Genomic DNA, 13,335 nt, shown 5'->3' with positions numbered 1-13,335 from the left:
GTGAGCAGCGAACGACACCAGACAGCGCCGGCCGTCCGCGGATCCCGCGGGCGGTGGCGCCGCTGGCGGCGGGCCCGCCCGTTCACCGCCGCCGTGCTGCTCATTCTCGGAGGCGCGGAGATGCTGGCGACCCTCCGCGCGCCGCTCGGTGTGCTGCTGCACATCGGGCCGCAGGGGCTCGCCGCCTACCTGGTACCCACCATCCTGGTCATCTGCGGGGTCCTGCTGCTCACCACTCCGCAGCAGCGGATCTTCTACGCCGTGGTCTCGCTGGTACTCGGGCTGGTCTCCTGGTTGACCTCGAACCTGGGCGGCTTCGTGGTCGGGATGCTGCTGGCCCTGACCGGCGGGGCACTCGCATTCGCCTGGACACCGGACAAGAACCACCGACCCTCCGGTGCCACGACGGAACCCGTCGCACCCGCGCCACCCGAGGACGGAGACGACACCGACACCGTGCTGCTGCCCGGAATGCAGTCACCGGACCCCAGCCCGGCCGACCGGGGCTGACTCAGCCGGCGGTGTCGGCGACCGCCTGCGCGAACACCTCGGAGCGGTGCTCGAAGTTGCGGAACCGGCCGTAGCTCGGCGCCGCCGGCGACAGCAGCACCACACCGCCGGCCGGGGTCACCTCCCGGGACAGCCGGACCGCGTCCACCAGGTCGTCGACCAGTTCGGTACGCACCGTGGGCAGGCCGGCGAGCGCCTCGACGATGCGGGCGCCGCTGTCCGGGATCCCGATCACGGTCAGCTCCCGTTCGGCCAGGTGCTCAGCCAGCGGGGCGTAGTCCAGCCCCCGGTCGTTGCCGCCGACGATCACCGTCAACGGCCGCCCCTCGTACGCGTCGATGGCGTGCATGGCCGCGTACGGGCTGGTGGCAAGCGTGTCGTCGACGAACGTCAGGCCGGACGGGTCGGTGATCTCGGTGAGCCGGTGGGCCAGCCCCTGGAACTCGGCGACGGCGATGGCGAGGCTGTCCTTCTCGGACACCACGTCGATGCCGAGCGCGTCGAGCACGGCGAGGGCGACACACAGGTTGCCCTCGTTGTGCCGGCCCACCAGCGGCAGCACGGCGCGCGGGAAGAGCGGCTGGTCGCCGAGGTGGAACCAGGGCGTGCCGTCCGCGCCGGCCGCGACGTGGGCGGTGTCCGGACGGCCGGCCCGCACCGCCGGCAGCTCCCCCAGCTCGGCGGCGAGCCGGGGATCGCCGCCGTTGACCACGATCGTCTCCGGGTCGTGGGCGAGGAGGTTGAGCTTGTCCCGGTAGTACTCGCGTTCCCCGCCGTGCGCGTCCAGGTGCTCGGGGAACAACGCGGTGACCACCGCCACCCGGGGCGAGTCGGTGAGGTCACTGCACTGGTAGCTGGACAGCTCCAGCACGTACAGCTCGGACTCGGGCAGGTCGAGGGTGGGCACGCCGATGTTGCCGCCGAAGACGTTCGGCCGGCCCGTCGCCGTCAGCAGATGGCTGATCAGGCTGGAGGTGGTGCTCTTGCCCTTGCTGCCGGTGACCCCCACGGTGCGCGCCGCGTGGTCGGCCATCCACAGCGCGGTGCCCTGGGTGACCGGCACACCGCGCCGGCGCAGCTCGACCAGCCACGGGTGGGTCTGCGGCACGCCCGGCGAGCGGACCACCACGTCGGCGGCGGCGAGCTGCTCGAACCCCGCCTCGCCGGTGACCAGCGGCGCCGCCTCGGCCAGCGGGCCATCCCAGGGCAGCGACAGGAAGTTGGCGCTGTCGTCCACGGCCACCAGCTGGGCCGGGCCGTGCGCGGCGATCGCGGTCACAGCGGCCCGGCCCTCCCGACCGGTCCCCCAGACGGCGACGGTACGTCCGCGCAGGTCAGACAGGCGCACGGGACTCTCCTCGGACATCACGACGACGGTTGGGCGGGCCCGGTCCGGACACGGCCGGACGAACCAGGGCCTAGTATGGCGTGTGCCCAACGAGCAGCTCCGGCGGATGGACGCCTTCACCTTTCCGTCCTACTCGATCGACTTCGCCACCGGCGAGGTGTTGTTCGACTACGCTCTGACCGGCCCGGCCGGTGAGCAGCGGTTCACCGAGGTGATCACCCTCCCGCTGCCGGCCGAGCCGCCGTCGGACGAGACGGTAGCGACCCTCGACCGGGTGCTGGAGGTGCTGCACCTCGTCGCCGGGGTCAGCTACTACAAGGCCGCCGCACCGCCCCGGCTGGTGCTGCCGGCGCCGCTGGGCGCGGCCACCGTCGACTACGTGACGGCCGTCTACACCAAGGGCCTCGCCGAGTACGCGTACCGCAACCAGCTGCCGCACGTACTCCAGCTCCGCCCGGAGGTCCCGGCCGGGGTGGTGACGCCACCCCGGGTGTACGACGACTCCGACCGTCGCCCCCTCTCGGCGGTGGGCGGCGGCAAGGACTCGATCGTCAGCCTGGAGGCGCTGCGCCGCGCCGACCTGGATCCGGTGCCGTTCTCGGTCAACCCGAACCACGTGATCGTCTCGGTGAACGAGGCGTCCGGCCTGACCCCGCTGGCCGCCCGGCGGCGGATCGACCCGGTGCTGTTCGACCTGAACGCGTCGGGCGCGCTGAACGGGCACATCCCGGTGACGGCGATCAACTCGCTTATCGCGGTGGCCACGGCCGTGCTGCACGGGCTGGGCCCGGTGGTGATGTCGAACGAGCGTTCGGCGTCCGACCCGAACCTCGTCTGGGACGGCCACGAGATCAACCACCAGTGGTCCAAGGGAGTCGAGGCCGAGGGGCTGCTGCGGGCGTCGCTCGCCGAGCACGCCGGCCTGACCGAACCGTACTTCTCACTGCTGCGCTCGCTGTCCGAGCTGCACATCGCCCGGCTGTTCGCCGAGTTCACCAGGTACGACGACGTGGTGACCAGCTGCAACCAGGCGTTCAAGCTGCGCGACGCGAGTGAGCGCTGGTGCCGGGACTGCCCGAAGTGCCGGTTCGTCTTCCTCGCCATGGCGCCGTTCATGGCCCGGGAGCGGGTGGTGGGCATCTTCGGCGGTGACCTGCTGGCCGACCCGGAGCAGATTCCCGGCTACCGGGAGCTGCTCGGCGTGGACGGGCACAAGCCGTTCGAGTGCGTCGGCGAGGTCGAGGAGTCGGTGGTGGCCCTCGGCCTGCTAGCCGAACAGGACCAGTGGCGCGACGCCCCGGTGATCCGGGCCCTGGTCGACGCCGTACCGGCCACGGCCTGGTCGGCGGTGGCCAATTCGGACGTCTTCACCCCCGGCGGCCCGAACCACATCCCGCCCACCTATGCGAAGGCCCTGACCGCCCTCGGCGCCTGACCCTCCCCCGTTGATCATGAGGTTGTCGCCACTCGCACCGGCGTGTCACGGCGACAACCTCATGATCAACGCGGGTGGCTGGGAGGGCCGGCGGGGTCGGCCGGATCAGGGGGTGCGGACCGCTTCCAGGGCCAGCAGGGCCACGTGCAGGGAGAGGCTGGTCTCCACCGAGTCCAGGTCCGCGTCGAGGATTCGGGCGATGCGGGCCAGACGTTCGTAGAAGGCCGGGCGGGACAGGTGGGCCGCGGCCGCGCCTGCGGACTTGTTGCGGCCCTGCTCCAGGTAGGCGCGCAGGGTGTCGAGCAGCTGCTCCCGAGGGTGCCGGGCGTCGTACTCCAGCAGCGCGCCGAGTTCGCCCTCGACGAAGGTCTGCAACCGGGGCTCGTCGCGCAGCAGGTGCAGCAGCCCGGCCAGGCCGACGTGGGGCAGCCGGAAGATCGGCAGGTCCCGCCGGTCCCGGCGGGCGGCCTCGGCGATCTGCCGCGCCTCGACCAGCGACCGGCGGGCTTCGCGCAGACTGCTCACGCCGGACCCGGCGGCCACGATCACCCCGCCACCGCCTCCACCCCGGGACGGGTCGACACCTGCCACCGCCCGCGCGGGCTCCGCACCGGGCGCCGGGCGCGACACATCAGCGCCGGTGGCCGACCGGGACGCCTCGCCGGCGGCGGGCGCGCGGCCGGAGCCGGCGTCGAGGCGTACCCGACGAAGTGCGCTGGCGAACGCGGACAGCGCGCGGTCCTCGGCGGCCGGGTCGGTCAGAGCCAGCAGCGCGCCCACCGAGTTGTCGTCGACGGCGCTGGTCAGCGCCGTCAGTTTCGCCTCCCGCAGGGCCTGACCGACCGCTTCGGACAGGTCGCGCAGTCGGGCCTGACCGGCCTCGGGGCCGACCTCCCCGGCGGGGTCGTCCGCGCGGTGGCGGACCATCACACCGACCAGGTGCCGCCGGTCGAGCAGCACGCCGAGCGCCTTGGCGCGCAGCGCCACCTCGTCCACCGGCCGGGAGTGGTCGAGCAGCGCGGTGAGCAGGGTGCGGTGGATCTGCCGTTCCAGACCCTCGGCGTCGCGGCGGATCAGCCGGCCCAGCGCGAGCGTCGACGCGGCCCGCTCGATCAGGATGCTGAGCCGGGTGGGCGGGCCACCGGCCGGCTCACCGGCACGGGTGGGCACGTCGCCGCTGGCCGGCCAGCGCAGCAGCAGCCGCCCCCAGTCCTGCCCACGGGCGCCGACGGTGGTCACCAGCCAGCCGCTGTCCGGGTCGTACGCGGTCCGCCCGGCCGGCCGGATCCGCCGCGAGTGCTGCTCCCAGCCGTCGAGCAGCAGCTCGGCGCTCTCACCCGCGGGGTCGTACCCGAGGACCTGCCGGGACAGGTTCTCCAGCACCACCGGGCAGCCGGACAGCTCGGCGGCCTGCCGGATCACCTCGGCGGCGTCGGCACCCTCGACGGAGAGGTCGTTGAACCGCTGGTGGATCTCCTCGGTGGCGCGCAGCTCGGTGAGCTGCGCGTCGACGATCAACGCGTGCACCGCCTCGGTGATCCGGACGAACGGGGTGGCCCGTCGCAGCTCCACCAGGGGCAGCCCGCGCCGCTCGGCGGCGGCGGCCATCACCCGGGGCACGCCGCTGACGTAGCGGCGGCCCAGCTCGACGACGAGACCGGAGACGCCGACGTCGGCGAGGTCCCCGATGAACGCCCGCAGTCCCGCGTCGTCGCCCGGCAGGCCGATGCCGGTGGTGAGGACCAGCTCGCCGCCGCCCAGCAGGGTGGCGATGTCCGGCACCTCGGCCACGTGCACCCAGCGGACGGGCCGGTCCAGCCCCGCGTCTCCGGCGACGACGCGCGGAGCGCCGTGGCGGACCGGATCCAGGGCGAGGACCTCACGGACGGTAGGGAACACGGCCGCAACGCTACCGTCCGTGATGCCGGATCTCGACGCGCCGGGGTGGTGCTCAGTCCACGCCGAACTCCATGGCGGCCCGGTCGAGCGCCTCGTCGGCGGCGGAGGCGACACCCCGGGAGGCGATGGCCTCCGCGCCGCCCTCCGGCATCGCGCCGATCAGCCCCGTCGAGGCCGCCTGCGCGGCGCCGATCATCCGCTGCGGAGCCCCGCCGCCGACCATGCCGAGGGAGGCGTACTGCTCCAGCTTCGCCCGCGAGTCGGCGATGTCCAGGTTGCGCATGGTGAGCTGGCCGATCCGGTCCGACGGGCCGAACGCCGAGTCCTCGGTACGCTCCATCGACAGCTTGTCCGGGTGGTAGCTGAACGCAGGGCCGGTGGTGTCCAGGATCGAGTAGTCCTCGCCCCGGCGCAGCCGCAACGTCACCTCGCCGGTGACCGCCGTGCCGACCCAGCGCTGCAACGACTCGCGCAGCATCAGCGCCTGCGGGTCCAGCCAGCGGCCCTCGTACATGAGGCGACCGAGGCGGCGGCCCTCGTTGTGGTAGTTCGCCAGGGTGTCCTCGTTGTGGATGGCGTTGACGAGCCGCTCGTACGCGGCGTGCAGCAACGCCATGCCGGGCGCCTCGTAGATGCCCCGGCTCTTGGCCTCGATGATCCGGTTCTCGATCTGGTCGGACATGCCCAGGCCGTGCCGACCGCCGATGGCGTTGGCCTCCAGCACCAGGTCGACGGGGCTGCCGAACTCCTTGCCGTTGATCGTCACCGGGCGGCCCTGGTCGAAGCCGATCGTGACGTCCTCGGTGGGGATCTCCACCGACAGGTCCCAGAAGCGGACGCCCATGATCGGGTTGACGGTCTCGATGCCGGTGTCGAGGTGCTCCAGGGTCTTCGCCTCGTGCGTGGCGCCCCAGATGTTGGCGTCGGTGGAGTACGCCTTCTCGGTGGTGTCCCGGTACGGCAGGTCACGGTCGAGCAGCCACTCCGACATCTCCTTGCGGCCACCGAGTTCGGTGACGAAGGCGGTGTCGAGCCACGGCTTGTAGATGCGCAGCTGCGGGTTGGCCAGCAGGCCGTACCGGTAGAACCGCTCGATGTCGTTGCCCTTGAAGGTCGACCCGTCGCCCCAGATCTGGACGTCGTCGGAGATCATCGCCCGGACCAGCAGGGTGCCGGTCACGGCCCGGCCCAGCGGGGTGGTGTTGTAGTACGCGCGCCCGCCGGAACGGATGTGGAACGCCCCGCAGGTCAACGCCGCCAGACCCTCCTCGACCAGGGCGGCGCGGCAGTCGACGAGCCGGGCGACCTCGGCGCCGTAGCTGAGGGCGCGACCGGGCACCGAGGCGATGTCGGGCTCGTCGTACTGGCCGATGTCGGCCGTGTAGGCGCAGGGGACGGCGCCCTTGTCGCGCATCCACGCGACCGCGACCGAGGTGTCGAGGCCGCCGGAGAAGGCGATGCCGACACGTTCGCCGATGGGCAGGGAGGTGAGAACCTTGGACACGGGAAAGATTATTCAACAAGACGCATGGTCATGCAAGCTGATCGTCGCGACCCAGTTCCCAGAACGCCACGGCCGCGGCGGCGGCGACGTTCAACGAGTCCACTCCACGCCGCATCGGGATGACCACCCGGACGTCACTGGCGGACTGCGCCGCCGCCGTGAGGCCCGGCCCCTCGGCCCCGAGCAGCAGCGCCGCCCGCCCACGCTGCGCCGGGGTCAGCCGCTGGATCGGTACGGCGTCCGGGGCCGGCGTCATGGCCAACACCGTGAAACCCGCCTGTCGTACCTGGTCCAGGCCCGCCGGCCAGGGATCGAGCTTGGCGTACGGCATGGCGAAGACCTCGCCCATGCTGACCCGCACGCTGCGGCGGTACAGCGGATCGGCACAGGACGGCGACAGCAGCACCCCGTCGATGCCGAGCGCGGCGGCCCCCCGGAAGATCGCCCCCAGGTTGGTGTGGTTGTTGACGTCCTCCAGGATCAGCACGCGGCGCGCGGCGTCGAGCACCTCGGCCGCCGTCGGCAGCGGCCGGCGGTGGAACGACGCAAGCACTCCCCGGTGTACGTGGAACCCGGTGGCCCGTTGCAGCACGTCGGGTGTCGCGGCGTAGACAGGCGTGTCGCCGGCGTCGAGGTCGGCGAGCTGGTCGACACGCTTGGCGTCCACCAGGTACGACCGGGCGGGGTATCCCGCGCGCAGCGCCCGGCGCAGCACCAGTTCCCCCTCGGCGATGAACAGGCCGTGCGGCGGTTCCCAGCGGGTGCGCAGCTCGACGTCGGTGAGCGCGCGGTAGTCGGCGATCCGCTCGTCGTCGGGATCGGTGATCTGGTGGACGGACACCCGACGATTCTGCCGGACGGCGCGTCCGGCCTCCGCAGCCCGGCCCGCGTGGTGTTTTGTCCGATGGAGAAGGGGAACGACCGAGGGAGAACCGGACCGGACGGAAGGAAGCAGCCAGGTGAGCACCGACCGCACCGTGCCGTACGAGACCGGCCCTCTGCCCCGGAACCCGACAGTCGCGGACCACATCGTGTCCCGGCTGGCGAGCTGGGGTGTGCACCGCTACTTCGGCTATCCCGGCGACGGCATCAACGGCATGACCTCCGCGCTGCAACGCGCCGGCGAGCGGGCCCAGTTCATCCAGGTACGCCACGAGGAGACCGCCGGGTTCGCCGCCTCCGCGCACGTCAAGTACGGCGGTGGCCCGTTGGGCTGCGCGCTGGTGACCAGCGGTCCGGGTGCCATCCACCTGCTCAACGGGCTGTACGACGCCAAACTCGACCACCAGCCGGTGGTGGCCCTAGTCGGGCACACGGCGACCACCGCCGAGGGCGGCGGCTACTACCAGGAGGTCGACCTGCTCGCCCTCTACAAGGACGTGGCCGCGGCGTTCCTCGCCCAGCTCGACAATCCGGCGCAGGTCCGGCACCTCGTCGACCGGGCCTGCCGCACGGCGTTGGCCCGGCGTACCGTGACCGCCCTGATCCTGCCGCTGGACGTGCAGGACGAGCCGGCAGTGGTGGACCCGCCGCACGCGCACGGCTACTACCAGACCAGCAACGCGCCGAGCAGCGCGCCGACCGTGCCACCGGAGGCGGACGTACGCCGCGCCGCCGAGGTGCTGCGCGGCGGAGAGCGGGTGGCGATGCTGGTGGGGCAGGGCGCGCTCGGCGCCCGCGACGAGGTCCGCGAGATCGCCCACCGGCTCGGCGCCGGGGTGGCGACCGCGTTGCTCGGCTTCACCGCCGTCGACCACCGCGAGCCGTGGGTCACCGGCGCGATCGGACTCCTGGGCACCCGACCGAGCTGGCAGCTGATGACCGGCTGCGACCGGCTGCTGATCGTCGGCAGCAACATGCCGTACTCGGAGTTCTACCCGCCGCCCGGGCAGGCCCGCGCCGTGCAGATCGACCTCGACGGCACCCAGCTCGGACTGCGCTACCCGACCGAGGTGAACCTGACCGGCGACGCGGCCCCCACCCTGCGGGCGCTGCTGAACGAGCTGGGCCCCGGCCCCGGGCCGACCGCCTGGCGGGCGAAGGTCGCCGAGACCACCTCGGCGTGGCGCCGGACGCAGCGCGACCTGGCCGAGCAGAGCGCCGACCCGGTCAACCCGCAACTGCTCTTCCACACCCTCAACCAGCGGCTGCCCGACGACGTGATGCTCGCCGTCGACTGTGGCACCACCACCGCCTGGTACGCCCGGCACATCCAGGTCCGCCCCGGAATGCTGGCCAGCCTCTCCGGCACGCTGCTGTCCATGGGCGGCGCCATGCCGTACGCGCTGAGCGCCAAGTTCGCCCACCCGGACCGGCCGCTCGTCGCGCTGATCGGCGACGGCGCCATGCAGATGAACGGCGTCAACGAGCTGATCACGGTGGCGAAGTACTGGCGCAGCTGGGCCGACCCCCGGTTCGTGGTGCTGGTGCTCAACAACCGGGACCTGGCGTTCGTCAGCTGGGAGCAGCGCTCCTCGGAGGGGACGCCGATGTTCCCGGACAGCCAGCAACTGCCGGACATCGCCTACCACCGGTGGGCGGAGGTCCTCGGGTTGCACGGCGAGCTGGTCGAGTCGCCCGAGCAGGTGCCGGGGGCCTGGGACCGGGCACTCACCGCCGACCGACCGGTGGTGATCAACGCGCTGGTCGACCCGGCCGAGCTGATGCTGCCGCCGCACTTCACCGCCGAGCAGGCCCGCAAGACCGCCGCGGCGGTGCTGCGCGGTGACACCGACTGGGCCGGCATCATCCGCCGCGGCCTACCCGCCACGATCGCCAGCTACCGCCCCCGCCGCCGGGAGAGCTGACCGGGGCCGGCCTGCCGCCACCCGGCTCCGCTGACGTCGACCCCCACGCCGATCGACGGATTGCGAAAGATCGATCAGGGGTACGTGCCTGTCGCTTCACCCACGGGGGGTGGCACGAGGGAGCTGACGATGAGATCGACGACAATCAGACGAGGCATGGTCGCCGTGGTGGCGGCGGCGTTGCTGGCTGGCTGCGGGGGCGGCGACGGTGACGGCGCCCAGCCGGAATCGACGGCCCCCGCCGACAACGGCGTCGCCGCACTCGCACCCGACGAGGTGCTTCAGCGCGCCACGACGGCGGTGCGGAACGCCAAGTCCTACCACCTGGTGGGTGACGTCGACGACGACGGCAAGAAGATGACCCTGGACTAGCCGTACCCGGTCCGGCTGGAGGGTAGCCAGGACTCGGCCGGTCAGATCACGTTCAGCGAGTTCGGCGCGACCTTCGACGACGTGAAGACGCCGCCGGAGGGCCAGGTGGTCGACTTCGACCAGCTGAAGCGCAAGTAGGCGGCACGCACCGCTTCGGCCGGCGCCTCCCCACCGCTGGTGGGGAGGCGCCGTCGTCTCGCGAGGTCAGCCGCGGCGGTCCAGCCAGCGCTGGAGGGCGCTGCGGGGGTCTTCCTGGGTGGGCCGGCGATCCGGCACCACGGGGGCGCGCTCGACCGGTCGGCGGGGCTCGCCGGCCAGCTCCCGGCTGGGCGCGACGAACGCCTTCTCCGGCTGGCCCTTCACGGCGGTGGCGATGACCCGGGCGACCGCGTCGATCACCTTCGACTGCACCGCGGAACCCACCGAGTCGGCCGGGTCGTCCGGGTTGGCGGCGATGCCGGCCACCGCGACCTGCGGGGTGAAGCCGACGAACGTCTCGGTGGAGTTCTGCTCCGAGCTGCCCGTCTTGCCGGCCACCGGCCGACCGTCGAGGATGTCGTCCACACCGGTGGCGGTGCCGCCGTTGCACTGACCGTACGGCGACTGCTGCCCCACCGGGCACCGGGCGGCGTCGGTCGCGGCGCGGGCCACGTCGGCCTCCAGGACCCGCTTGCAGGACGGCTCCCCCACCGGCACCTTCTCGCCGTCGGCGGCGGTCACCGAGACCACCGGCAGCGGCGTGCAGTAGGTGCCCTCGGCGGCCACCGTCGCGTACGCGTTCGCCAGGTCCAGCGGGGTGGTGGCGGCCACGCCCAGGGTGAACGAACCCCAGTTAGCGGCGTTGTCCTTGGCGAACGCGGCCTCCGAGTCGGCGCGGAACGTGATGCCGAGCCGCTGCGCCATCTCGACGACCTTGTCCTGGCCGACCTGCTCGGCCAGCCAGACGAAGTAGGTGTTCACCGAGCGGCCGAAGCCGTCCCACATCATCCGGTACCCGTCCATCCAGTCCGGGTTGGCGTTCGCCGGGCACCAACGGCCGTCGCAACTGCCCGGCCCCTCGGCCGGGTACCGGGTGGGCAGCTTGGCGGGGGCGTCGAAGCCGGTGGAGAGCGTACGGCCCGACTCCAGCGCGGCGAGCATCGTGAACAGCTTGAACGTCGACCCCGCCTGGTAGCCGTCGACGCTGGTCCCGCCGGAGATCAGCGGGTTCACGGTGTTCGGGTAGTTCGCCTGGCCGGCCGGGTTGTCCGCGAGGCTGTAGTGCCGGTTGACGGCCATCGCCAGCACCCGACCGGTGCCCGGCTGCACGGCCGCGATCGGCAGGGCGCGCTTGTTGTCGTACCCGTAGACCTTGGTGGCCTGCTGCTGTGCGGTGGCCTGGACCTTCGGGTCCAACGAGGTGATCACGGTGTAGCCGCCCGAGCGCAGGGCCTGCTCACGCTCGGCCACGGTGGCCCCGAACGCCGGCTGGGTCACCCACCAGCGGCGCAGGTAGTCGCAGAAGTAGCCCCAGTCGTCGTGCCCCTGGGACACGGCGGTGCAGCCGTTGGGCTGCGCGGTGGGGCGCAGGGTCAGCGGCTCCGACTTCGCCTGCGCGGCCTGGGCGGCGGTGACCGCCCCGGTGGCGACCATCGAGTCCAGCACGTACGACCGGCGGGCGAGGGCCGCGTCCCTGTCGCCGTCGATGGGGCTGTACGCGTCCGGGGACTGCACCAGGCCGGCGAGCAGCGCCGACTCGGCGAGGGTCAGCCGCGCCGGGACCTTGCCGAAGTAGCGCTGGCTGGCCGCCGCGATCCCGTACGCGCCGGAGCCGAAGTAGGCGATGTTCAGGTACCGGTCGAGGATCTCGTCCTTGCCGAGGCTCTTCTCGAGCGCGCCCGCGTACCGGATCTCCTGGAGCTTGCGCCCGACGGTGGGGTCGGTCGCGGCGGCCCGCTCCTCGGCGGTGCGGTCGGGGTCCGTCTTGAGGACGTTGCGGACGTACTGCATGGTGAGCGTCGAGCCGCCCTGCTCGGTGCCGCCGCCCTTGACGTTGGCCACCAGCGCCCGCGCCAGGCCGCGCAGGTCAGCGCCACCGTGGTCGTAGAAGCGCCGGTCCTCGGCCGCCACGATGGCCTGCCGCATGACCGGGGCGATGTCCTCCAGCGCGACGTCGGTGCGGTTCACGTCGTAGAAGGTGGTGATCAGCGTCTTGCCGTCGTTGGCGTAGAGGTACGACCGCTGCGGGGTGGCCGGGGTGCGCAGTGCGTCGGGCAACGAGGCGTACGACCCGAGCGCCGAGCGCGCGGCGACCCCGAGCAGCAGGTTGCCCGGCAGCGCGGCGACCGCCAGGACCAACCCGGCCAGGAGGCCGGCGAGCAGCACGGTGAACAGCCGCGACAGCGGCGAGCGGGAGGCGGCCATGCAACCCAGGATTGCCACAAAAAACGCCAACCGACCACCGCCGCGGCCCAACTGTCAGCAACTTCACGGCCCTCCCATCCCCAATCCCCATCCCCGAGCCCCTGGTGATCATGAGGTTGGCCGGCGCTTTGATCACGGAATCGCCCGTCAACCTCATGATCACCAGGAAAGGGTGGGTGGGTGGGTTAGGGGGTTGGGGTGGTGAGGCTGGCGGAGGCGGCGTCGCGTGCCGTTTCGCGGGGCATCAGGCGGCCGGAGCGGTAGCCGATGCCGATGCCGGCGACCAGCACGAAGATCGCGCCGAAGGTCTGGAGTGAGCCGATCAGCGCCCCTCCGAGGCCGAGCAGCGGCGCGGCGATGATCAGCATGACGCCGTCACCGAGGCTGAACGCGCCTGAACGGGCCACCGCCCAGCCGGTGAGGAACCAACCCACGCTGTAGAAGGTCGCCCCGAGCAGCACCAGCGAGCGCGCGGTGGTGCCGAAGACCGACGTCTGCTCGGCGAGCCCGGCGAACGGCAGCATCAGCACCGTGCCGGCGATGCTGACCAGCAGGCCGGCGGCGGCCACCCGGCGGCTGCGGGTCGCGGCCAGCAGCCCGGCGAGCGCCAGCAGCGCGAGCAGGCCGAGCCACACCGCGGCCACCCAGCCGACCAGGTACGCCGCCCGGCCGTCGGCCGGATACGGGTCGTTGCCCACCCCTCCGTCGCTGGCCATCGCCACCGCGCCGTAGAGGATGGCGTACGCGGGCAGCAGCCACACCGCGGCCCGCGCGAACCGGCGTATCGACCAGGCCCAACTGGCGTTCGTGGCCGGGCCGGCCGGGGTCGGCTCACCCACGAACGGCAGTACGCCGAAACCGCCTCCGCCGCGCCGGGAGCCCAGCGGGGCGACCGGGTCGTGCGCACCGGGCACGGGGGCCGAGGACCACATCCGATTCGCCGGATCCTTCATGCGTCACCTCGCTCGTCCGCGAGCGGTGCGAGACGCGCCGGGGCGCCCCGATTGCCTGGTCACCACCCGTCCTAGGACCGATCGTGGCAGGCATCGGAGCGCCC

At 72.6% G+C, this 13,335-nt stretch carries 10 protein-coding genes; 4 read left to right on the top strand and 6 right to left on the bottom strand.

Annotation, left to right across the window (positions count from 1 at the left end):
• Window positions 1–510 (top strand): DUF6114 domain-containing protein, encoded by a 510-nt coding sequence (locus tag ABZS77_RS25995; protein ID WP_354827863.1) that lies wholly within the window; start codon window positions 1–3, stop codon window positions 508–510.
• 1 nt (window position 511) lies between these two features.
• Here the strand turns inward: ABZS77_RS25995 and murD are convergent, their stop codons facing one another.
• The gene (gene murD, locus ABZS77_RS25990; protein WP_354827860.1) at window positions 512–1,858 is read right to left on the bottom strand and encodes a UDP-N-acetylmuramoyl-L-alanine--D-glutamate ligase; all 1,347 of its coding nucleotides are present in this window, start codon (window positions 1,856–1,858) and stop codon (window positions 512–514) included.
• Between the two features lie 82 nt (window positions 1,859–1,940).
• Here murD and ABZS77_RS25985 point away from each other — a divergent pair, with 82 nt between their 5' ends.
• Window positions 1,941–3,293 carry a hypothetical protein gene (locus ABZS77_RS25985; protein ID WP_354827858.1) on the top strand — a complete coding sequence of 451 codons (1,353 nt, stop codon included), beginning with the start codon at window positions 1,941–1,943 and terminating at the stop codon, window positions 3,291–3,293.
• Window positions 3,294–3,398: 105 nt separating this feature from the next.
• On the opposite strand, the gene ABZS77_RS25980 is transcribed toward ABZS77_RS25985, so the two are convergent.
• The 3 genes from ABZS77_RS25980 to ABZS77_RS25970 are packed head-to-tail and all read right to left on the bottom strand — an operon-like array spanning window position 3,399 to window position 7,537.
• Complete coding sequence (locus ABZS77_RS25980; RefSeq protein ID WP_354827855.1) at window positions 3,399–5,192, bottom strand: PucR family transcriptional regulator; 1,794 nt, start codon at window positions 5,190–5,192, stop codon at window positions 3,399–3,401.
• Window positions 5,193–5,244: 52 nt separating this feature from the next.
• Entirely contained in the window at window positions 5,245–6,696 is a 1,452-nt protein-coding gene (gene argG, locus ABZS77_RS25975; RefSeq protein ID WP_354827852.1) for an argininosuccinate synthase, read from the bottom strand.
• 28 nt (window positions 6,697–6,724) lie between these two features.
• Window positions 6,725–7,537, bottom strand: a complete 813-nt coding sequence (locus tag ABZS77_RS25970) for an RNA methyltransferase (protein ID WP_354827850.1) — start codon at window positions 7,535–7,537, stop codon at window positions 6,725–6,727.
• Between the two features lie 118 nt (window positions 7,538–7,655).
• Here ABZS77_RS25970 and ABZS77_RS25965 point away from each other — a divergent pair, with 118 nt between their 5' ends.
• Together ABZS77_RS25965 and ABZS77_RS25960 are read left to right on the top strand one after the other, a co-directional pair.
• Window positions 7,656–9,503 carry a thiamine pyrophosphate-requiring protein gene (locus tag ABZS77_RS25965; RefSeq protein ID WP_354827847.1) on the top strand — a complete coding sequence of 616 codons (1,848 nt, stop codon included), beginning with the start codon at window positions 7,656–7,658 and terminating at the stop codon, window positions 9,501–9,503.
• Between the two features lie 129 nt (window positions 9,504–9,632).
• On the top strand, window positions 9,633–9,875 hold the full coding sequence (locus ABZS77_RS25960; protein WP_354827844.1) for a hypothetical protein: 243 nt from the start codon (window positions 9,633–9,635) through the stop codon (window positions 9,873–9,875).
• A gap of 204 nt (window positions 9,876–10,079) precedes the next feature.
• Here ABZS77_RS25960 and ABZS77_RS25955 read toward each other — a convergent pair whose 3' ends face one another.
• Window positions 10,080–12,278, bottom strand: coding sequence for a transglycosylase domain-containing protein (locus tag ABZS77_RS25955; protein ID WP_354827841.1), 2,199 nt, complete (start codon window positions 12,276–12,278; stop codon window positions 10,080–10,082).
• Between the two features lie 185 nt (window positions 12,279–12,463).
• Window positions 12,464–13,231 carry a hypothetical protein gene (locus ABZS77_RS25950; protein WP_354827839.1) on the bottom strand — a complete coding sequence of 256 codons (768 nt, stop codon included), beginning with the start codon at window positions 13,229–13,231 and terminating at the stop codon, window positions 12,464–12,466.
• Between the last annotated feature and the right edge of the window lie 104 nt (window positions 13,232–13,335).

The sequence above is a fragment of the Micromonospora sp. NPDC005298 genome (genome assembly GCF_040607375.1).
Classification (GTDB): Bacteria; Actinomycetota; Actinomycetes; order Mycobacteriales; family Micromonosporaceae; genus Micromonospora.
This window is presented reverse-complemented; position numbering and strand designations above follow the sequence as displayed.